The following is a 20,724-nucleotide window of genomic DNA, read 5'->3' as shown; positions in this document are numbered from 1 at the left end:
TTCCCCGTGCTCCCCAACCCCCTACCGCTCAAAAACATCGCGGACACCGTCTGGACCACCCCCAAGGATTACTGGAAGAGCGCCGCTCACTACTTCGAGCTGCTCAAGACGCAGGGCATCGGCATCAACACCTTCCCGCTGGTGGGCCACAACTCGGTGCGCGCCAAGGTGCTCGGCATGGATAACCGCCCCTGCACCGACGACGAACTGCGCCGAATGAAGGAGCTCGTTGCCGAGGCGATGGAACTGGGCGTCCCCGGCTTTTCGAGCGGGCTCACCTACACCCCCGGCATGGGCGCGACCAACGAGGAGATCGTGGCGCTCGCGCAGGTCGTTTCGGAATACGGCGGCATCTATACCACCCACATGTCCAACTATTCGGGCGCGGGCATTGAGAAGGCGATGGATTTCGCGGTGGAGACCGCCTGGAAATCGGGCATGCGCCTGCAATTCTCCCATGTGGCGCCCCACGGCGAGGAGCTCTACGGCAAGGGCCAGTGGCTCTCCGACCTGATCGGCGGCTACCGGGCCCGCGGCGTCGACTGCTGCGCGGACGTCCCCTCCTACCCGACCATCGGCGTGTGGTGGGGTCCGCGCGCGATCTTCCCCGGCTGGCTCTACAACTGGAAGAAGCCCTGGCCGCAGCAGATCAGGGAGATCCAGGACGCGATCCGCGACCCCGAGCAGAACGCCCGCATCCGCGAGCATATCGCAAAGGTGATCGCCGGGGACAAGACGAGCTTCCTCGGGCAGTTCTTCACCTTCCACAACTGGGATTCGATCTTCCTCTTCGAGTGCCGGCCCGACTCCCCCTACCACAAATACGTCGGCCAGTCGGTCCAGCAGATCGCCGACGCCGAGGGCATGGACGGCACCGACCTCTATTTCGACCTCTGCCTCAGGGAGGGCGAGGCGCTCTCGACCGTCAACATCCTCGAGAAGGAGGAGGACCGCAAGGCCTTCTTCCAGTCCCCCTGGACGATGTTCGGCTCGGACATCTACGCGATCGACGCGGAGCATCCCGACGCCTGCTTTTCCCGCTTCCAGATCCACCCGCGCAATTTCGGCCACGCAATCTACGTGATCGAAACGATCGTGCAGAAGAACCGCTGGCTCACGCTCGAGCAGGCCATCCACAAGATGTCCGGCCTCACCGCCAGCCATTTCAACATGCACGACCGCGGGTTCATCCGCAGCGGCTGCAAGGCGGACATCACGGTCTTCTCTCTGGAAAACCTGCACGAAAGGGCGACCTTCCTGCACCCGATCGCCTACCCGACGGGCATCGAGCATGTCTTCGTCAACGGCGTCGAAACCTTTACAAACGGTCGAATGACCGGCGATCTCGGCGGCGTGGCGCTCCTGAACAGGCGGCGCTGATCTCATCGCGAAAGCCCCCGCGCGCCTGCGTGCGGGGGCTTTCGTTTTTGACGGAAACGGATTGTAATCGCCCCTTCTCTGTGATATAATGTGCCTCACGCGGCACCCGTCAAAATCATGCAAAGGAGGCGTATCGGCGGTGGTTCAGCAGAAGGCCGTTTCCACAAACGGCATCACGGAAGGCGTGATCTGGAAGCAGCTGCTCATCTTCTTTTTTCCCATCCTCTTCGGCACCCTTTTCCAGCAGCTCTACAACACCGCCGACGCGATCATCGTGGGGCGATTCGTCGGCAAGGAGGCGCTCGCCGCCGTGGGCGGGAGCGCCAGCGTGCTCATCAACCTGCTGGTGAACCTCTTTGTGGGGCTTTCGTCGGGCGCGACCGTCGTGGTCGCGCAGGCCTACGGCGCGCAGGATTACGAGGAGGTCGGCCGCACGGTGCACACCTCGGTGATGCTCGCGCTCACGGCGGGCGCGGCCATGACGCTGGTGGGGCTTCTGTGCGCGCCCGCCGCGCTGCGGGCGATGGACACCCCCGCGGAGACCATGGCCGACTCGATCGTCTACCTGCGGGTCTACCTGCTCGGCATCGTCGCCTCCTTCCTCTATAACATCGGCTCCGCCGTGCTGCGCGCGGTCGGGGACACCCGGCGGCCCCTCTATTTCCTGATCGCCGCCTGCCTGCTCAACATCCTGCTCGACCTGGCGCTCGTGCTGGGGCTGGGTCTCGGCGTGTTCGGCGTGGCGCTGGCCACCCTCCTTTCGCAGATCTTCAGCGCGCTGCTGGTCCTGGTCACCCTCCTGCGGTCCGACTGGCCGCTGCGCCTTAACCGGAAGGAGCTGCGCTTCACCGCCTCGTCCCTGAAGGGCATCCTCCGCGTCGGCATTCCCGCCGGCCTGCAGGCGGACATGTACGCGATCTCCAACGTCATCCTCCAGTCCTGCATCAATGCGTTCGGCACCGTCACGATCGCCGCCTGGACCGCCTACGGCAAGATCGACGGCTTCTTCTGGATGATCCTCTCCGCCTTCGACGTGTCGATCACCACCTTCGTGGGACAGAACTTCGGGGCGCAGAAATATTCCCGCATCCGCAGGAGCGTGCGGGTCTGCCTCGTGATGGCGTTTGCCACCGCCATCCTCTCGAGCGTGCTGCTCTGCCTCTTCAGCCGCCAGCTCTTCGCGATCTTCACCGCCGACCGGGCGGTGGCGGAGGCGGGGCGCCACATGATGCTCTTTTTGACGCCCTTCTACTTCACCTACGTCTGCGTGGACATTCTGTCGGGCGCCATCCGCGGCACCGGCGACTCGGTCCTCCCGATGATCATGACCTGCGGCGGCGTGTGCGTGCTGCGGGTGCTGTGGGTCTTCTTCGCGCTGCCGCTACACCGCACGATCGACATGGTCATCGTCAGCTACCCGATCACCTGGACGCTGACCTCCCTGCTCTTCATCGCCTACTACCTCCAGGGAGGCTGGCTGCGCCGCCGCATCGTGAGGGCCGGCTTCCCGCCCGAGGAGCGCGGCAAAAAAACCGAATAAAACGCAAAACCGCCCGCCCGCGAAGATTTTTCGCGGGCGGGCTCGTTTTTTCTACAGGATGATGCAGATGAGGCCGGTGCAGCCCTCGTTGATGATCCGTTCGACCGTCTCCTGCAGCTTGATGCGGGCGTCGGACGGCATCCGGTAGAGCTTGTTGTGCAGGCCCTGGTTGACCAGCTCGTGCAGGCTCGTGCCGAAGATGTTCGACTCCCAGATCTTCTGGGGGCTCTCCTCGAACTCATGCAGCAGGTAGTGCACCAGCTCCTCCGATTGCTTCTCCGAACCGACGATCGGGCTGACCTCGGTGGTGATGTTCGCCGCCATCATGTGGATGGAGGGGGCGCTTGCCCGGAGGCGGACGCCGTAGCGGCCGCCCTGCTTGACGATCTCCGGCTCCTCGAGGGAGAGCTCCTCCAGCGAAGGCATCACGATGCCGTAGCCGGTGGCCGCCACCTCGTCGAGCGCACATTTGACCTTGTCATATTCCTTCTTGACGGCGGCCAGGTCGATCATGCAGGGCATGAGCGCGCTCTCGTCGGGGATGTCGAGGCCGGTCGCCTCGCCGAGGATGCGGTAGAAGAGGTCGCTCTGGAGGTCCACGCTGACCTCGGCGCTGCCGCTGCCCAGGTCGATCGAATCGACCAGCACCCGGCTGACGTATTCGCAGCCTGAAAGGGTCATGATCTTCCCCTTGAGCGCGCCGATGTGCTCCACCCCGTCGGCGGCCTCGCGGATGGCACCGTACAGCTCGGCACGCAGCCAGTGGTCGGGGGCGAGGGAGGTGACCCAGCCGGGCAGGGTGATCGCGGCCTCCCGCACCGGGAACTGGAAGAGCACGTCGGAGAGGATGACGCGGATGTCCTCCTCCGCTAGGTTCAGGCAGTTGACCGCCACGACGGGTACCGCGTAGCGCTCCTCCAGCTCGGCCCGCAGCGCCTGGGAGGCGGGGGAAGCCGGGTCGGTGCAGTTGAGCAGCACGACGAAGGGCTTGTTGATCTGCCGCAGCTCAGTGATCACGCGGACCTCCGCCTCCTCGTACTCGCTGCGGGGGATCTCGCTGATGCTGCCGTCGGTGGTGACGACGAGCCCGATCGTGCTGTGCTCGTTGATGACCTTCTGGGTGCCGATCTCGGCAGCGAGGTTGAAGGGGATCTCCTTCTCGAACCAGGGGGTCACCACCATGCGGGGCTGCTCGTTTTCGATGTAGCCGAGCGAGCTGGGGACGATGTAGCCCACGCAGTCGATCATCCGCACGTTGAAGGCGGCGTTGTCCGCGAGGGTGACCTTGACGGCTTCCTCGGGGATGAATTTGGGCTCGGTGGTCATGATCGTGCGCCCCGCGGCGGACTGGGGCAGCTCGTCGGTGGCGCGCTCCCGCGCGAACTCGCTGCCGATGTTCGGGATGACGAGCGTCTCCATGAACCGCTTGATGAAGGTGGATTTTCCGGTTCGCACCGGCCCCACCACGCCTATGTATATGTCACCGCCGCACCGTTTGGCGATGTCCTGGTAGATCTTCTGTGCCTCCATTGTTTCCTCCCCTTTCCGTTATTTCATCGGGATGAGCAGCAGCTGGCGCCCTTCCAGGACGTCCCCTTCAAGCTGGTTGCCCGCCTGAATGGCCGCGACCGACGTGTTGTAGCGTTTGGCGATCTCCCACACCGGCTCCCGTTCACTGGCATAATAGAGGTAGAGGACATTGTCCCGCCGGGTTTTCGCGCGCGTCTCGTCGACCGTGACGTCGCACACCACCGTCCTGCGGTAGAGGCTGCACACTTCCCCCCAGATGCGCACCGGGCAGCGCACCTCCAGCTTCTCATGCCCGCTCATCGTGAAGGCCGCCGTCCCCGCCGAGGTGTTCGGGGAGAACACGAGCGTCTCATAGGAGCCGCGCAGGGCGATGCGGTGGCTGTATTCGCGCGCCTGGTCGTAATAGGCGATCTCCCCGTTTGCCTCGCAGACGAACATGCACACCGTCATCTTTCCCGTCACGACGGCGCAGTCCTCCTCGATCTGGACGGTGGGCGCGCCCGCCGTGCACCACACGTCGACGATGCTGCCCGCGTCGGGCGGCAGGTCGAGCGTCTCCTTGTACATGCAGGTCTCGTCGACCGTGTCGATCAGGCGCAGCAGCGGCACCTGCCGGACGGTGGGCTTGCACTCGTAGCTGGTGGAATAGCAGTCGCACACCGCGTCGAGCTGCATCCGCCGGTAGGCCGACGCGCAGGCGTTGAGCGACACGTCGAGCGTGAAGGCGCGGTTCTCCCCGTCGGCGTTGGCCTTGGGGGTCACGTCGAGGGAGCACACCTCGTACCACACGCTGCACGAACAGTCCTCGTCCACCCCGTCCAGGTCGATCACCTGGCTCAGCGGCAGCGCGTACTCCATGACCTCGAGCTTTTTGGCGTCCTCCTCGCACTGGTAGACCACCTTGACGGTGATCTCCCCCTTGGTGACGAGTTTGCCGGTGATCGCCTTGTAATCGGTGACCTGGGCGGAGGCCGACGCGCGGATGACCGCGCCCACGGCCGGCTTCCCATAGCCGAGCTCGACCTCCTCGCGCACGCTCGCCTGGCGCATGACGCGCGGCAGCACGCAGGCGTTCTCCGCCGTGTCGGGGCAGAGCTGGAGTCCCGCGCCCTCGGCGGCGACGAGGACCTCCTCCTCGGTCTGGCCGGTCACCCGCACGTTCATCGTGACCGCGCCGCGCATATCGAGCCGGCGGGAGCTGACCGCGCGGCAGTTGAAATAGTCGACGCTCTGGGTGACGCACACCGAGGGGTTCTGGGGGGCGCACCGCAGCTCCACCACGCGGGTGTAGGGGATTTTATATTCCGCGTGGCGGATACAGCCGTTCTCGTCGAGGTAGTAGAGGTGCGCCATCGCCATGCCGTCCACCGAGAGCTTGTCGCCGTTCACTGCGGTCAGGAGCAGGGACGGGACCACCTCACAGCGGAGGATTTTCTGGATATCGGGGCAGTAGTCGGGCAGCAGCACGTCACACTCGAGCGGCTGTTCCACGACGCCGTCGTATATGGTCTCGTTGATGCTTACCGTCTGTTTTTGCAGATTCAGCTCCATAGTATTACCCTCTCCTTCTGTTTGCTACCATCAATATATGTCCAGCCCTCCCCGAATATGCTCTCCCCGTCCGCCTTTCCGCCGCGTTGCGGCGCGGATGGGCAAATCCTGCCGAGACTTGACTATTCCGGCCAGTGTGGTACAATATCGGCATGGCAAAACCGGCGGCGGACCCTCCCGCCGCTTCGATTCGACACATCCCGGCGCGACAACACGCCGCGTTATTTTTTTCGGAAGGAACGTGAAATGCCTATGAACCGGACTTTGAAAATTCTGGGCGCCTGCGCCCTGGCCCTGATGCTGACCCTTTCGCTCGCCGCCTGCGGCGGCGGCGCTCCAGCCGAGGCGTCCTCCTCCGAGGCCTCCTCCTCCGAGCCCGAGCCGGAGAGCTCCGAGCCCGCGTCCTCCGAACCGGCCGAGCCGTTGACCGAAGAGGAATACGGCGCGCGGATCACCGAAATCATGACGGGCGTGCAGGAGAAGGCGATCGCCTTCCAGCAGCTCGACCCGAACGAGGAAGGCTATATGGGCGAGGCCGTAGCGCTGATGGACAGCCTGAGCGACGCCTTCTCCGAGGTGGGCGCGCTGACCCCTCCCGAAATCCTCGCGCCGCTGCATGAGACGCTCGCGGCCGCCGCGCCCCGCGTGCAGGAGGCCGCCGACCTCTACGCCGAGGCCGCCGCGATCGACCCGAACGACACCGAGGCTCGCAAGGAGAAGGTGGACGAGGCCAACCAGAAATACGCCGAGGTCCTCCAGGAGATCCAGGGCACGCTGATGGTGATGTCCCAGCAGGAGGCGGGCGACGAAGCAGGAGGCGAAGCAGGCGGCGAAACCGACGGCGCCGGGACCGGCGGCGGGAACGCCGCGGCGAATCCCCCGATCATCATCCACAGCGCCGACGGCACGGCCGGCGCGGTCATGATCGGCTGATAAGAAAAAACAAATCAAAAAGCGGCCGGGACGTTCGTCCCGGCCGCTTTTTTACTTTTCAGGCGTTTTTATAGCGTTCCAGCCGCTCGTTGAGCAGCTCCTTCTGCGCACGGTAATAGACGTAGAAGGCGAGCCAGAGCGCGGCGTAGGCGGCGAGAAAAATCCCGGTCGCAGCCAGCACGATCCCGAAGGTCGGGCGCGGCGCCCAGCCGAAGAGGAAAAGCTCCGCGAGCACGACGAGGTAGGTGACGACGAGGTGCAGGACGCGCTTCACCCGCGCCGGGACGCGCGGAAGGATCCCCTCCTCGTAGCAGCAGAAATGCGCGCCCGACAGCAGCACCGCCAGCAGAAAGACCTGCCACAGCGTCGTCATGGACGCGGCGCCTTCGCGCGCCCACACGAGGTCCCACAGCATCAGCAGGAATACCCCGCTCGCAAAATACATCAGCATCAGCGTCTTATAACTCATCGCCCTGCCCAGCAGACGGTAATCCATATCCGTTCCTCCTTAAATCCCGAGCTTTTGCCTGAGCCCGGGGACATATTGCCTCGATACCATGAGGCGTTCGTTGTTTTCGAGCAGCACCTCGATCTTCCCGCCGAGCATCGGGCTCAGCGACTTGACCCGCGCGAGGTTCACCACCGCGGATTTGGACGCGCGGAAGAAATCCCCCGCCCCGAACCGCTCCTCCATCTCGTAGAGGCGCAGGGGCGATTCATAGATCGCGTCGGCGGTGTAGAGGAAGGTGCGTTTGTCCACGCTTTCGGCGTAGTAGACCTCCGCCGGGTCGACGACGAACGTCCTGCCGTTCCGGACGCCCGCCAGCTTCTGCTCGGCGGCGCGCAGCGCGGCGATCATCCGCACGACGCGCTCGTCCATCTCCCGGCAGCGGATGACGATCTCCGGTTCGCCGCACGCGGGGTCCTCGTTGATTCGGATATCCATGCGTCCCCTCCTTTGAAATCGTGGCCGATCGGTTCTGCCTATATCATACCCGTCCGCATCCCCCCGGTCAACGAAATCGCGCCAAGCTGCCGAAATCCGCCGCCAAGATGCGGCGAAGCCCGGCGGGGAATCCCGCCGGGCTTCGCTGTGTTTTGGATGGCTTACCTGCTTATGTAACGGGGTCTTTCTTGATCTTGAAGAAAAAACGCAGGATCGGGGAGAGGAATTTCGGGCTTTTGATGACGACGATCTTCATAGCGCAACCACCTTTTCTCGTTTTCACAGCAGCAGGATGCGGATTGCCAGCGCGACGAGCATGACGCCCGCCAGAATCAGCACCAGTTTGAGCGAGGTGAACACCGCCAGCACCACGCCCAGGCCGAAACCCGCGCAGCACTGCGCCCAACAGTTGCAGTCCAAAAACTGCTTCTTTTTCATCCTGCTCACCTTCCGCCTGTTGTCTTTACCCCAGTATACGCCGGGCGGAGATTTTGGTGACAAAAACGAACGCGCCGCGGCCCGGAGGCCGCGGCGCGGTTTTTCACAGGTCGTCGGCGTCCTGCACCGGCACCTCGTACTTATTCATCGGCCGCCCGGTATAGCTGCCGTTCGGGTCGGTGCGGCTGGGCGGGATGGCGATCATGTGCTCCACCAGGCGCGACACGCGCACCTTGTCCCGGCCGGAAAGCTCCTCCACGGGGCCGTCCTTGTGCTTCTTGCCCACCGTTATTCCTCCATCTGGCGGCCGAGGAAGGCCGCTCCCACCTGGATGAGCTTGATCTCGGTGTCGGTGGCGGGCGCGGGGCTGTCGCCCGCGATGAACATCAGGCTGCCGCACACGTCGCCCGCGGCAATGATCGGCGCCTCGACCAGCGCGTAGCGGTCGACGCCCTCCACCGGCTGCATCTTTTTGCCGTCGGCGGTCACCGCGAAGCTGCGGCGCTGCTCCATGACCTCCTCGAGCGCGGGGGACACGCGGCGCTCGAGCAGCTCCTTTTTGGGGATGCCCGCCACGCTGATGACGTGGTCGCGGTCGCAGACGACGACCGGATAGCCGCCGATCTTGCTGAGCACCTCCGCGTACTGGGTGGCAAAGGCGGAAAGCTCGCCGATGGGGGAATACTTCTTAAAGATCACTTCGCCGTCGTTGTCGGTATATATTTCAAGGGGGTCGCCCTCCCTGATACGCATTGTTCGCCGGATTTCCTTGGGGATGACCACGCGTCCCAGGTCATCGATACGCCTTACAATTCCTGTGGCTTTCATCCGAATTGCTCCTCCTTGTTCTATCTGAAAATATGGTATGTTCGGCAAGGTTATTATTGACTGGCAAAATCGGATTTATGTGGAAGGCTTCGACGGATTCGCAGGAATCTTATGGCACGCCAAAAGTCCAAAAAATACGGGCGGCCATTCGGCCGCCCGCTGCGGGAAAAACGCGTAAACCGTTTCCGGTCAGACGTCCACGCCGAGCCACAATTTGACGAGCAGCCCGACGACGAAGGAGAGCGCCGCGACGCCCAGCGAGATGCAGGCCATCTCCGCGAAGCGGCGTTTGAAGGGCAGGTCCTTGGCGACGGCGATATAGTAGTTGAAGATGACGATGATCAGCACCACGACCGCCAGCATGGTGCCGAGCGCGAACAGATAGCCCTTGGGTGGAAAGAGCAGGTAGGGCAGGATGAGCAGCGCCACGGTGACCAGGTAGGCGATGCCGGTGTAGACGCAGGATTTGAGCGCGTCCTTGCGGCCCTCGCTCTTGGCGGAGAGGAATTCGCTCGACGCCATTGAGAGGGTGGCGGAGATGCCGGTGATCAGCCCGGACAGCGCGATGATCCGCGTGTTCTGCATCGCGAGGGTGAGCCCCGCGAGAGTTCCGGTCAGTTCGACGAGCGCGTCGTTGAGCCCGAGCACCATCGACCCGACGTACTGGAGCCGTTCCTCGTCGAGCAGGTCCATCAGCGCCCGTTCATGCGCGTCCTCCTGCGCCATGACCTCGGCGCTCTCGGGCACCTCCGCGGCCAGCGCGGCGTAGTCGTGCTGCGCCACGTCCTCCCGGTTCTCCATCAGCTTGATCGTGAAGGTAAAGCCGAGCACCCCTGCAAGCAGCTTGCGCCACCACACCTTCAGGCCCTGCGGTTTTATCTCCTCGCCGGTGTATTTTTTCCAGATATTGCAGTGGACGAGCTCCTCCTCCGCCAGCCGGTTGAGCACCTGCTTGTTTTTCCCGTCCTTGAGGCGGGACGCGATCGCCTTATAGGTGGCATACTCGGTAATCTCGGTCTGCTGCATCACGCGGATCGCTTCCAGCGCTTTTTGTGAAATTTGGGTATCCCGCTCCTTTTCCATCAAAACATCCCCTTCCGTCACATTTTTATCCGGTTATCATTGTCCCCTATTTTAACACGTTTTTCTCATCCATACAAATCCAAATCACACAATCAACGGCCACTCATAGTATGAATCGAGGGGGTCAACACCCCAACCGTTTTGGTAAAGGAGAAATTCGGATATGGTACTCAAACCCGATATGGGCGCATACGCGGTCCAGGTGCAGGACCCGTGCTGGCCCGACGTGATGCCCGCCCTGTCCATGACCTATTCGCCATGGCAGCAGTGGGGCCCCGTCTATGAGGCGGAAGTGGGGCTTTCCCGCGGAACGATCTTCCCCGGACTCGACAAACCTTTTTTAGAGGGGGCGTGTCCTTGTGTGTGAACGTCAGAGGCTTTTAAAGCAGATCCAGATGCATGACTTTGCGATTACCGAAGTCGTCCTCTATTTGGACGGCCACCCCACCTGCCAGCCCGCTCTGGCATACTACGAGAAACACAAAAAACTGCGCGATGAAGCGGTTGCGCTCTATAACCAGCAGTTTGGGCCGCTGACCATGCGTGAAAACTGCAACCCGAACAGATGGACATGGGTGGACGATCCGTGGCCCTGGGAAATGGAGGCTTAGTACATCATGTGGTTATACGAAAAGAAACTGGAATACCCCGTTAAGATCAAACGTCCCAACCCCGCGCTGGCCAAATTCATCATCAGCCAGGTCGGCGGCCCCGACGGTGAAATGGGCGCCGCGACCCGCTATCTTCAGCAGCGCTATTCGATGCCCTACGCGCAGGTAAAAGGCATGCTCACCGACATCGGCACCGAAGAGCTCGCCCACATCGAGATGGTTTCCGCGATCATCTACCAGCTCACCCGCTGCATGACGCCCGAAGAGATCAAGCGCAGCGGCTTCGACACCTACTTTGTCGACCACACCGCGGGCGTCTACCCGCAGGCCGCCTCGGGCTACCCCTTCTCGACCTCCGAGCTCCAGGTCTCCGGCGACACCCTTGCCGACCTTTACGAGGACCTCGCGGCCGAGCAGAAGGCCCGCAAGACCTACGACAACATCCTGCGCCTCGCCGACGATCCCGACGTGCGCGACCCGATCAAGTTCCTGCGGGAACGCGAAGTCGTGCATTTCCAGCGGTTCGGCGACGCGCTGCGCATTACCCAGGAGAACCTCGACGCGAAGAACTTCTACGCGTTCAACCCGAGCTTCGATAAAAAATGCAACCCGCCCCAGAAGCTCTTTTCGCCTCCCTGCACGCCCGACGCCGCGGCTGCTCCCGCCTGTGGCTGCGCCCAGCAGGCGCAGCCCTGCCAGCCCTGCGCCCAGCCCCGCTCCTGCGCGCCGGTCAACAACGCCTGCGGGTGCGGATGTGCGGTTCCCGCCGCGGAGCCTGCCTGCGGATGCGCGAACGCGGTCCCGGACACCGTCTGCGGATGCGCGGCCGTCGTGACGGAAACGACCTGCGGCTGTGCCGCCGCCGCTGCGGACCCCGCCTGCGGATGCGCCGCCGCGATGCCCGAGAAGCCGGCCTGCGGCTGTGTGGAGACCCCGCCGGTCTACAGCTCCTTTGTGCCCAATCCGATCGGCATGAACAGCTGCTGCTGCGCGCCCCAGCCCGCCCCCTACGCCAAGCGCAATAAGCGCGGCGGCGGCTGCGGCTGACCCGCTTTCCCCGCGCGCCTGCTCTTTGCTTTGGCAAATTACGATATCCCCGAGGGTCCCCGTTTACCGGGGGCCCTCTTTTTGCACCCGCTTTGGCGCAAAAGGGGAGGGGCCCGCCGGGCGGGCCCCTCCCCTTTCGGCCGGATTATTCGCCGCCCAGCGTGATGCGGATGCCGTCGTGGGCGGCGACCGCGCCGGGGAATTCCTCCCGCGCGCGGCCGATCCACTCCTGCGGGTCGGCGAGCGCGGGGCTGTAGTGGGTCAGCCACAGCCGCCGGGCGTCCGCCCGCGCGGCCAGGCGCGCGCTCTGGGAAAAGAGACTGTGCATCTTTTCCCGGAGCTTTTCCTCCATCGCGTCGTCGCCGTACATCCCCTCGGCGATCATCAGGTCCGCGTCCCGCGCGAATTCGGCGATCGCCGGGATGGGCAGCGTGTCGGTGCAGTAGCAGACGGAAAGCGGCCTGCGCGCGCCGTCGAGCACCTGCTCCGGCTCGATCCGCCGCCCGTCCGGCAGCGTCACCGCCTCCCCCGCGTGCAGCGTGCGGTAGAGCGGTTTGGGGATTCCGAGCGCCTCGGCCTTTTGCGGGTTGAAGACCGGCTTGCGGGCCACCCGCACCCGGTAGCCGTAGCAGGGGATGCGGTGCTTGAGGGGGAGGCTGGAGACGGTCAGGCCGTCCCAGCCGTCCAGCGCGTCCCCGGCGCCCAGCTCGACGAGCTCGACCGGGTAGGGCACCGGCGCGATCATCATCAGGGCGGGCACGACGTACCGCAGGCCGGGCGGCCCCGCGATCGTGAGCGGGGTGGTCTTGCCGCTGTTGCCCGCCGAGAGCAGCAGCCCGGGCAGCCCGGCGACATGGTCGGCGTGGTAGTGGGTGATCAGCAGGGTGTCCAGCCGGCTCAGCCGGCACCCGGCCGCCCGCAGCGCGAGCTGGGTCCCCTCGCCGCAGTCAATGAGCAGCGCGCGGCCCTGGTATTCCATCCAGCAGCAGGTGAGCCAGCGGTTCCCCAGCGGCATGAAGCCGCCCGTCCCCGGCAGACAGACCGACAGCATCCAAATTCCCCCTTTCTCCGCGGATATTCCTATTATAGCACGGCGGGGGGCGGTCTTTCCTCCCGCGGTTGACTTTTCAGGCAAAATGATGCAGAATGTGATTAAAATATGTGGCTCGTCTGGAAGGATCGTGCATCAAAACGCGCCTTTCCGCACACCTATTAGAAAGAAGCGGCGCGGAGGACGGCTTTGCGTTCCCGTCCGCCCGAATCGACACCACCGCAGCATGAAGAAAGAAAGGATTTCGATCAAAATGTCTGTCAAACGGATTACCGCAATCTGCCTGGCGCTCGTCATGATGCTCTCCCTGGCAGTCGGCGCGTCTGCGGCATCAAACTACAGCCTCAAGGTCCAGAATAAGTATGTCCAGTTTTACAGGGGAGGAAGCCTCACCGGGTCCTATCTCTCCAAGGACGGGGCGGTGTCCCTCACCTCGAGCAAGGGCGACCTGCTCGTCTGCTTCACCGACTCGACCGGAAAGTCCCGCCGGATCACGCTGGGCAGCCAGTCCGACCTGAGCGTCACCGGCTCGCTTCCCTCGCTTTCCCTCTCCAAGACGCTTGACAGCGACGTTCAGGTGACCATCGGCGGCACGGTCGGCACGCTGACCGTAGCGGGCGCCAACAAGGTCACCGTCTCGCGCGGCGCAACGGTCACGACCGCCAAGCTCACCAGCAGCAAGGCCAAGCTGACCGCTTCGAGCGGCTCCAGCGTCAAATCGGTGACCGCCGTGACCAAATCGTCCGTCTCGGGCACCGTCGGCTCCCTCAAGACGGGAAGCGGCAGCGATTCGGACAGCACGAGCGGTTCCTCCGCCCTCAAGCTGAGCACCCGGACGATCGACGCCGATTACGGCGACAGGCTCAGCTCGCTTCAGGACGACCTGGAGGAAAACGTCACCGCCTCCTATAACGGCCGCAAGGTGTCGGGCAGGGTGAGCTGGGTCTCCTCCGGCAGCACCGCGATCCGCCGCAGCGGCACCGTGCGCTTCCTCTTCACCCCCGACAGCAGCAGCTACAAAAAGACCTACGGCTCGATCTACATCGACGTGGACGGGGGCGACGACGATGAGGACAGCAGCACGAGCAGCACCGGCGTCAAGCTGACCACCAAGACGATCCGCGCCGATTCGGGCGACCGTCTGCGCGACCTGGAGGACGACCTCGAGGACAACGTCAAGGCCACCTACGACGGCAAGACGATCTCGGGCGAGGTGAGCTGGGATTCCTCCCGCTCCACCGTCGTCAAGAAGAGCGGCAGCTACAAATTCGTCTTCGAGCCGGACAGCAGCCGGTATAAGACCACGACCGGCACCATCCGCATCACCGTGGACGGCGATGACGATGACGGCGATGACGACGTCGAGCTGCGCATCGGCTCGATCAACGTCAAGAACACCACCACCCGCCTGCGCAGCCTCGTGAGCGAGCTTGAGGACGAGGTCGACGCCTACGACGACGACGGCGACCGCATCAGAGGCGAGGTCAAATGGGTCTCCGACACCACCCGCGTGACCAAGACGGGCTACTATGAGTTCTACTTCATCCCCGACAGCAGCAAATACGACCGGGTGCGCGACGAGATCAAGATCACCGTCAACGGCAGCGGCTCGAGCTCGAGCAACAAGAAGCTGACCCTCAAAACCGACAGCTTCAAGGCCGACAAGGACGACCGCCTCTACTACTACGAGGACAAACTCGAGGACAACGTCACCGCCCGCAACAGGGACGGCGACAAGGTGAGCGGCAAGGTCAAGTGGGTCGATGAGAGCGCCCGGATTACCAAGACGGGCAGCTACGACTTCTACTTCATCCCCGACAGCAGCAAGTATGAGAAGACCCGCGGGCAGATCAAGATCACCGTCAGCGGCAGCGGCAGCGGCGCGGTCCACTTCAACACCTCCTCCTTCCGCGCGGACAAGAACGACCGGCTCTACGAGTACGACGACGAGCTCGAGGACAACGTGCACGCCTACAATTCGGACAACGACCGGTTGGACGGCGATTTCGAGTGGGTCGACGAGGACACCAAGATCACCAAGAGCGGCTACTACAGCTTCTACTTCTATCCCGACAGCAGCAAATACGACCGGACCAAGGGACAGATCAAAATCAACGTCCGCTGACAAACGAACGAAAAAAGGCGGCCCGCGCTCGGCGGGCCGCCTTTTGGATTCCCGGGGACTATTTTACGTCGAAGCGGTAGATGGTCGTGTGGTCGTAGGGCTCGCCCGCCCGCAGGACGGGATTCGGCCACTCGGGGTGATTGACCGAGTCGGGCGCGAACTGCGTCTCGAGGCAGAGGCCCCCCCGTTTCTCATAGTAGCAGCCCTCCTTGCCGAGCTGGGTGCCGTCGATGAAGTTGCCCGAATAGAACTGCACGCCCGGCAGGGTCGTCAGGCAGGTCATATGCCTTCCGCTCGCCTCATCCCACATTTCGGCGCAGGGGCCGAGCTCGCCCGCGGGGGAATTGAGCACCCAGTTGTGATCGTAGCCGCCGCCGTAGTTGAGCGGGAGATAATCCGCGTCGATCCGCTCCCCGACCCTGTGGTAATCGCGGAAGTCCATCGGCGTGCCCTCCACCGGCAGGACCCTGCCGGTCGGGATGCTCTCGGCGTCCGCCTCGGTGAAATGGTCGGCGTAAATTTTCAGCTGCTGGCCGAGGATCGTGCCTGAGTTGTGGCCCGCGAGGTTGAAGTAGGCGTGGTTGGTGAGGTTGCAGACGGTGTCCGCGTCGCTCGCCGCCTCGTAGTGCAGGACCAGCTCGTTCCGGTCGGTGAGGGTATAGGTCATCGTGACGCTCAGGGCGCCGGGGTAGTGTTCCTCCCCGTCGGGGCTCACCAGCCGCAGGCGCAGCGCCTGCCCCTCCTCGCAGGAGATCACCTTACCGGCCCACAGCTTCTGGTCAAAGCCGACCGTGCCGCCGTGCAGGTGGTTGACGCCGTTGTCGTTGAGCGCGAGCTGGTACTCCTTCCCGTTGAGGGTGAACCGGCCCTTGCCGATGCGGTTCGCGCAGCGGCCCACCGCCGCGCCGAGATAGTATTTGTTCACCTTGTAGCCCGCGTAATCCCCGTAGCCGAGAATGACGTCGGCCAGCTTTCCATCGCGGTCGGGCGCGAGGACCGACACGAGGTGGCCGCCGAAGTCGGTCGCGGACACCTGCATACCGTTTTTGTTCCGCATCGTATAAAGGGTCGACTGTCCCAAGTCGGTCATCAAATAGGGGGCCTGGGTGATCGTTGTCATCTCTACCGCTCCTTCTCCTCATCTCTGTCATGGACTGCGAACATGCTTCTATTATAGGCGCGTTTGCCCGGAAAGTAAAGCAGCCCGCCAAACGGCGGGCCGCTTTTTATTCCGCCGTCCCGGCGGGGGCGGTTTCATTTTTCTCCGTGTCCCGGGCCTCCCGGCGCGACGCGATCACGATCAGGGTGCCGCGCGCGACCTCGATGCGCGCCGTATCGGCGGAAAACTCGTTGCTCACCCCGATCGGCATCGACGGGGAGAGCCGCGCCCCGGTGAGCGGGTATTCCACCCCGCGCAGCGTCACGCCCTCACATTCCCCGGCGGCGAAGACCGACAGATACCATCCCTCCATGCGGGGCAGCTCGAGCGCGCCGTCCCTGACCGCCCAGGCGCGGTTGTCCGCCGAAAGGATGACTCCCCGCGCGCCCTGCGTGCAGAGCCAGCAGAGGGCCTGCAAATTGGCGACCGTGTGGTCGAGCCTGCCGCCCAGCGCGCCGACGATCACGAACTCCCGGCAGCCGCGGCCCAGCCCCAGCCGCAGCCCCGTCATCGTGTCGGTGTCGTCCTTGCGCACGGGGGTGCGCACCACTTCGACGTCCGGGGCGATCTCCCCGCCGTAGGAGTCGAAGTCCCCGACCGCGAGGGCGGGCTTCAGCCCGAGCCGCAGCGCGGCGGGATAGCCCGCGTCGCACGCGATCACGAGGTCGCCCGGCGCGGCTTTCAGTTCCACGCCGGCGTGGTCCCCGGACGGCCCGCCCGCGACCAGGAGACAGCGGCCCGTCCCCCTGGGGGCGGGCCGTCTCTTTACGCGCATGCAGTCGGGCGGGTTGGGGCGCGTCTTATGGAAGGCGATGCACGCTTCGCAGTCCCCGTGGCGGGGGCAGTCTCGCGGGCAGGCGCAGTCGGGATTCTTCGGCATCATTTTTTCTCCTGTGGGTCCTTCAGTTCCCATTCCTTCAGCTTCTTCGCGTCTTCATAGAGCGCGCGGTAGCTCGCGTGGCGCGACGGGTGGATCATCCCCTCCCGCAGCGCCTCGAGCACGGCGCACCCCTTTTCCACCGTGTGGGAGCAGCCGGTAAACCGGCAGTTCCCCGAAAATTCAGCGAATTCCGGAAAGCAGCCGGCGAGCTCCTCCTTGCGGATGATCTCGTACCGTTCGAGGTCGACCGCCGAAAAGCCCGGCGTGTCGGCGATCCAGCCGTCCTCCCCGATGGGATAGAGCTCGACGTGGCGGGTGGTGTGCCTGCCGCGGCCGAGCTTGCGGCTTGTCTCCCCCGTCGCGATCGACAGCCGCCCGTCGATGCGGTTGAGTAAGCTCGATTTGCCCACGCCCGTGTTGCCGGAAAAGGCGCTGATCCCGTGGGAGAGCGCCGCGCGGATCTCTTCGAGGCCCTCGTCGCTCTGCTGGGAGACGGCGAACACCGGGATGCCGACCGTCCGGTAGATCTCCTCGAGCGCGTCGGGTCCGCCGAGGTCGCTCTTGGTGATGACGAGCATCGGGCGGATCTCCTTGTGGCAGGCGATCGCCATCAGCTTGTCGATGACGAGCGCGTTGGGCGCGGGGTCGGAGACCGAGGCCACAATCACAAAGGTGTCGACGTTGGCCAGCGGCGGGCGCACGAGGGCGTTTTTGCGGGGCAGGATCGCCGTGACGTATCCGGACGCCTCCCCCGTCGGCTCGAGCTCGACGCGGTCCCCGACCAGCGGGCTCACCCCCTCCTTGCGGAAGAGGCCGCGCGCGCGGCACTCATGGAGGGCGCCGTCCGCCTGCACGTAATAAAAGCCTCCCGTCGCCTTGACGATCAGTCCTGTGCGCTTGTCCATCGCCGTTACTCCGCGAAGTCGGACGAGTAGTCGTCCAGCAGGTAGTAGCCGTTCTCGTCGAAATCGAGGTCGTAGACCTGGTAGAGCTCGCCGTCGAAGTAGATCTTGACCGACGCGTAGCCCTCGCCGGTGAAGTAGGCGGGCCACCTGCCCAGCTCGGCCGGGTTGACCGTCTCCTTCTGCACCTCGGTGCCGTCCTGCGCCGCCGTCATCTCGACCATCCGGTCGACCCCCGCGGGCAGCGGGATGATGAGGCGCAGGCGCTTGTTCGACTCCGCCGTGCCCGCGATCGTGATGTCGACCGGCGTGCGCGGCGACACCTGGGAGTCCTCCGCCGGGCTCTGGCTGACGACGAGGCCGTTCATCGCCTCGTCCTCGTAGTCCTCGTCGTAGGTGATCTTGCCCACCAGCAGGCTGCGCTGCTGGAGCAGAAGCTTGGCGTCGTCGAGGCTGATCCCCTCGAGCGGGGGCACCGTCACCAGCTTCTCCTCGCGGCCCATGCTCTTATAGACGGTGACGATGTCGCCCGCCGCCACCTGGTCCCCCTCGGAGGGGATCGTCTGCACGACGCTGCCCGCCGGGACGGTGTCGCTGTACATCTGCTTGGGGTCGGCCGTCAGCCCCCACTCGGTCAGCTTGGCGACGACCTGCTCGTAGTCCTGGCCCGAAAAGTCGGGCAGCGTGACCATCTGCTTGCCCTTGCTGATCTTGACGCGGATTTCCGAGCCGACCTTGACCGTCGTGCCCTCCTTGGGGCTCTGCTCGTAAATGACGCCCTTGTCATAGTCGGTGTTGTAGACCGGGTCGTCCTCCGGGACGATCTCGAACTCCTCGTATTTGGGGGAGACGCGCACCACGTCGTATTTTTCTCCCACGAGGTTGGGGACCTTCTTGTCCTCGACGCTCGCGAAGGGGTTGTTGAGGTAGATCATCCAGCCGATGAAGGCGGCCGACACGATGACGAAGGCGGCCGTCACCCCAGCGAGCACCGGGATGACTGGGGCGCGGCGGGGCTTGTCCTTTTTCTTTTTCTCCTTCTTGCCGCGGCGGGCGTTCTGGATGGCGTCGGAATATTTGCTGTCGTCGTGCGCGAGGGGCGCGCTGAGGTACTTGTACTCGAAGGAGATGGAGGGGTCTCGCTTAAACTCGTCGATGTCGCGGAGCATCTGCGCCGCCGACTGGTAGCGCTTGCCCGCGTCCTTCTCCATCGCGTGCATCGTAATCTCCTGGAGGCCCTCGGGGATCGAGGGGTTCACTTCGCGGGGGAGCACCGCCTTGGACTGGATCTGCTTGAGCGCCACCGACACCGGCGTGTCCGCCTCGAAGGGCACCTTGCCGGTGAGCATCTCATAGAGCATCACGCCCACCGAATAGATGTCGGTGCGCGCGTCGATCGTGTCGCCCGCCGCCTGCTCGGGGGAGATGTAGTGCACCGAACCGATCGCCTTGTCGGTGAGGGTGCGCGTTTCGCTGCGCGCGAACCGCGCGATGCCGAAGTCGGTGATCTTGATCGTGCCGTCCGAGAGGAGCATGATGTTCTGCGGCTTGATGTCCCGGTGGACGATCCCCTTGTCGTGCGCGTGCTGGAGGGCCCGCAGGATCTGGACGGTGAAATGCACCGCCTCCTTCCACTTGAGGACCTTCTCCTGCTCGATGTATTCCTTGAGAGTGATGCCGTCGATGAACTCCATCACGATCGACTGGAGCCGGTCGGAAAAGCTCACGTCGTACACCCGCATGATGTTGGGGTGGTTCAGCACCGCCATCGCCTTCGATTCGTTCTTGAACCGGCGGCGCATGTCGGCGTTGTCCATATATTCCTCGCGCAGAATCTTGACGGCCACGATCCGGTCCTCGATGGTGTCGTACGCCTTGTAGACGTTCGCCATCCCGCCGATGCCGATGATCTCCATGATCTCATATCTGCCGTCGAGCTTCTTGCCCAGATATTTATCCATCTGAATTGTCCTCCCGCTTATTTCGCGACAACGACGGCCGTGATGTTGTCCGGCCCGCCCGCCTTGTTCGCTTCGTCGATCAGCAGGAAGATGTCCTGCTCGCTTGCGCACGTGGTAATGAGCTCCATATGTTCCTCCGGCGGCGCGTAGTTATAGAGCCCGTCGGTACAGAGCAGCAGCCTCCCCGACGGGAAGGGCTGTTCCATGTACTCCACTTCCACCGTCCGCTCCACGCCCAGCGCGCGGGTGATATAGTTGCGTTTCGGGTGGCTGCGCGCCTCCCGTTCGGTGATCTCGCCGCTTTCGATGAGCAGCTGCACCACGCTGTGGTCCCGCGTGATCCGCCTCAGGGGCCCGCCCTCCGCCGCCAGGTAGGCGCGGCTGTCGCCCGCGTGCGCGATATAGAGCATGTCTCCCAGCAGTACCGCCGCGACCACCGTGGTCCCCATGCCGCGCAGCCCCTCGTCCGCCGCGCCCATGTCGTAGATCACCGCGTTGGCCGCCGTGACCGCCGAGAGCAGCAGCGGCTTCACCGAGGCCGGGAGGGGATGCGCCGCCAGCCCGCGCGAAAGTGCCTGGCCGATGATCTCCACCGCCCGTGAGGAGGCGATGTGGCCGCCGTTTTCGCCGCCCATCCCGTCGCACAGCACGACATAGGCCGTGGACGCGTCGACGATCTCATGGACATAGGCGTCCTGGTTCGTCGCACGCACACAACCCTTGTCGGTGCCGCCAAATATCCGTATCAATTGAAATCCC

At 64.1% G+C, this 20,724-nt stretch carries 21 protein-coding genes and 1 pseudogene; 7 read left to right on the top strand and 15 right to left on the bottom strand.

Annotated features, from left to right (window positions below):
* Both RCI06_RS07080 and RCI06_RS07075 read left to right on the top strand, forming a co-directional pair.
* Positions 1–1,380: amidohydrolase family protein (locus RCI06_RS07080; RefSeq protein ID WP_306575252.1), on the top strand; the 1,380-nt coding region annotated here is incomplete at its 5' end.
* Between the two features lie 139 nt (positions 1,381–1,519).
* The gene (locus RCI06_RS07075; RefSeq protein WP_306575248.1) at positions 1,520–2,920 is read left to right on the top strand and encodes an MATE family efflux transporter; all 1,401 of its coding nucleotides are present in this window, start codon (positions 1,520–1,522) and stop codon (positions 2,918–2,920) included.
* Positions 2,921–2,971: 51 nt separating this feature from the next.
* Here the strand turns inward: RCI06_RS07075 and spoIVA are convergent, their stop codons facing one another.
* Entirely contained in the window at positions 2,972–4,450 is a 1,479-nt protein-coding gene (gene spoIVA, locus RCI06_RS07070) for a stage IV sporulation protein A (protein ID WP_101549101.1), read from the bottom strand.
* Positions 4,451–4,468: 18 nt separating this feature from the next.
* Entirely contained in the window at positions 4,469–6,001 is a 1,533-nt protein-coding gene (locus tag RCI06_RS07065) for an SPOCS domain-containing protein (protein ID WP_101549099.1), read from the bottom strand.
* 252 nt (positions 6,002–6,253) lie between these two features.
* Here RCI06_RS07065 and RCI06_RS07060 point away from each other — a divergent pair, with 252 nt between their 5' ends.
* A complete protein-coding gene (locus RCI06_RS07060) occupies positions 6,254–6,934 on the top strand; it encodes a hypothetical protein (protein ID WP_306575245.1) in 681 nt (226 codons plus the stop codon).
* 58 nt (positions 6,935–6,992) lie between these two features.
* On the opposite strand, the gene RCI06_RS07055 is transcribed toward RCI06_RS07060, so the two are convergent.
* From RCI06_RS07055 to RCI06_RS07030, 7 genes are all read right to left on the bottom strand, one after another.
* Entirely contained in the window at positions 6,993–7,430 is a 438-nt protein-coding gene (locus RCI06_RS07055; RefSeq protein ID WP_101549095.1) for a DUF3021 family protein, read from the bottom strand.
* 12 nt (positions 7,431–7,442) lie between these two features.
* Complete coding sequence (locus tag RCI06_RS07050) at positions 7,443–7,880, bottom strand: LytTR family DNA-binding domain-containing protein (RefSeq protein WP_306575243.1); 438 nt, start codon at positions 7,878–7,880, stop codon at positions 7,443–7,445.
* Between the two features lie 169 nt (positions 7,881–8,049).
* Positions 8,050–8,136: a stage V sporulation protein SpoVM gene (spoVM, locus tag RCI06_RS14360; RefSeq protein WP_101549091.1), complete on the bottom strand. Its 87-nt coding sequence runs from the start codon at positions 8,134–8,136 to the stop codon at positions 8,050–8,052.
* A gap of 23 nt (positions 8,137–8,159) precedes the next feature.
* Positions 8,160–8,318, bottom strand: coding sequence for a hypothetical protein (locus RCI06_RS07045; protein WP_172439148.1), 159 nt, complete (start codon positions 8,316–8,318; stop codon positions 8,160–8,162).
* 103 nt (positions 8,319–8,421) lie between these two features.
* Entirely contained in the window at positions 8,422–8,604 is a 183-nt protein-coding gene (locus tag RCI06_RS07040; protein ID WP_101549089.1) for a hypothetical protein, read from the bottom strand.
* Between the two features lie 2 nt (positions 8,605–8,606).
* Positions 8,607–9,146 carry a stage V sporulation T C-terminal domain-containing protein gene (locus RCI06_RS07035; protein ID WP_121586895.1) on the bottom strand — a complete coding sequence of 180 codons (540 nt, stop codon included), beginning with the start codon at positions 9,144–9,146 and terminating at the stop codon, positions 8,607–8,609.
* Positions 9,147–9,335: 189 nt separating this feature from the next.
* Entirely contained in the window at positions 9,336–10,229 is an 894-nt protein-coding gene (locus RCI06_RS07030; protein WP_306575242.1) for a VIT1/CCC1 transporter family protein, read from the bottom strand.
* Positions 10,230–10,392: 163 nt separating this feature from the next.
* Here RCI06_RS07030 and RCI06_RS07025 point away from each other — a divergent pair, with 163 nt between their 5' ends.
* The 3 genes and pseudogenes from RCI06_RS07025 to RCI06_RS07015 all read left to right on the top strand — a co-directional run.
* Positions 10,393–10,596, top strand: a complete 204-nt coding sequence (locus RCI06_RS07025; protein WP_101549067.1) for a spore coat associated protein CotJA — start codon at positions 10,393–10,395, stop codon at positions 10,594–10,596.
* Entirely contained in the window at positions 10,589–10,840 is a 252-nt protein-coding gene (locus RCI06_RS07020) for a spore coat protein CotJB (RefSeq protein ID WP_101549065.1), read from the top strand. Before RCI06_RS07025 ends, RCI06_RS07020 begins: the two co-directional genes overlap by 8 nt.
* 6 nt (positions 10,841–10,846) lie before the next feature.
* A pseudogene (locus tag RCI06_RS07015) lies at positions 10,847–11,440 on the top strand (manganese catalase family protein); the annotation flags it as partial.
* Positions 11,441–12,032: 592 nt separating this feature from the next.
* Here the strand turns inward: RCI06_RS07015 and RCI06_RS07010 are convergent.
* Positions 12,033–12,938, bottom strand: a complete 906-nt coding sequence (locus tag RCI06_RS07010) for a ribonuclease Z (protein WP_306575240.1) — start codon at positions 12,936–12,938, stop codon at positions 12,033–12,035.
* 253 nt (positions 12,939–13,191) lie between these two features.
* Here RCI06_RS07010 and RCI06_RS07005 point away from each other — a divergent pair, with 253 nt between their 5' ends.
* Positions 13,192–15,063 (top strand): hypothetical protein, encoded by a 1,872-nt coding sequence (locus RCI06_RS07005; RefSeq protein WP_306575238.1) that lies wholly within the window; start codon positions 13,192–13,194, stop codon positions 15,061–15,063.
* A gap of 58 nt (positions 15,064–15,121) precedes the next feature.
* Here RCI06_RS07005 and RCI06_RS07000 read toward each other — a convergent pair whose 3' ends face one another.
* The 5 genes from RCI06_RS07000 to RCI06_RS06980 form a co-directional block, all read right to left on the bottom strand.
* A complete protein-coding gene (locus RCI06_RS07000) occupies positions 15,122–16,183 on the bottom strand; it encodes an aldose epimerase family protein (RefSeq protein WP_306575235.1) in 1,062 nt (353 codons plus the stop codon).
* 106 nt (positions 16,184–16,289) lie between these two features.
* Positions 16,290–17,102: a thiamine diphosphokinase gene (locus RCI06_RS06995; protein ID WP_306575233.1), complete on the bottom strand. Its 813-nt coding sequence runs from the start codon at positions 17,100–17,102 to the stop codon at positions 16,290–16,292.
* Positions 17,102–18,007 carry a ribosome small subunit-dependent GTPase A gene (gene rsgA, locus RCI06_RS06990; protein ID WP_306575231.1) on the bottom strand — a complete coding sequence of 302 codons (906 nt, stop codon included), beginning with the start codon at positions 18,005–18,007 and terminating at the stop codon, positions 17,102–17,104. The genes RCI06_RS06995 and rsgA overlap by 1 nt, the downstream gene beginning before the upstream one ends.
* A 5-nt stretch (positions 18,008–18,012) precedes the next feature.
* Entirely contained in the window at positions 18,013–19,965 is a 1,953-nt protein-coding gene (pknB, locus tag RCI06_RS06985) for a Stk1 family PASTA domain-containing Ser/Thr kinase (protein ID WP_101548942.1), read from the bottom strand.
* 17 nt (positions 19,966–19,982) lie between these two features.
* The gene (locus RCI06_RS06980) at positions 19,983–20,714 is read right to left on the bottom strand and encodes a Stp1/IreP family PP2C-type Ser/Thr phosphatase (RefSeq protein ID WP_101548939.1); all 732 of its coding nucleotides are present in this window, start codon (positions 20,712–20,714) and stop codon (positions 19,983–19,985) included.
* Between the last annotated feature and the right edge of the window lie 10 nt (positions 20,715–20,724).

It is taken from the genome of Anaerotruncus massiliensis (ex Togo et al. 2026) (assembly GCF_030825285.1).
GTDB classification, from domain to species: Bacteria; Bacillota; Clostridia; order Oscillospirales; family Ruminococcaceae; genus Anaerotruncus; species Anaerotruncus massiliensis.
The sequence above is the reverse complement of the archived record's forward strand: the minus strand, read 5'-3'. Positions and strand labels throughout refer to the sequence as shown.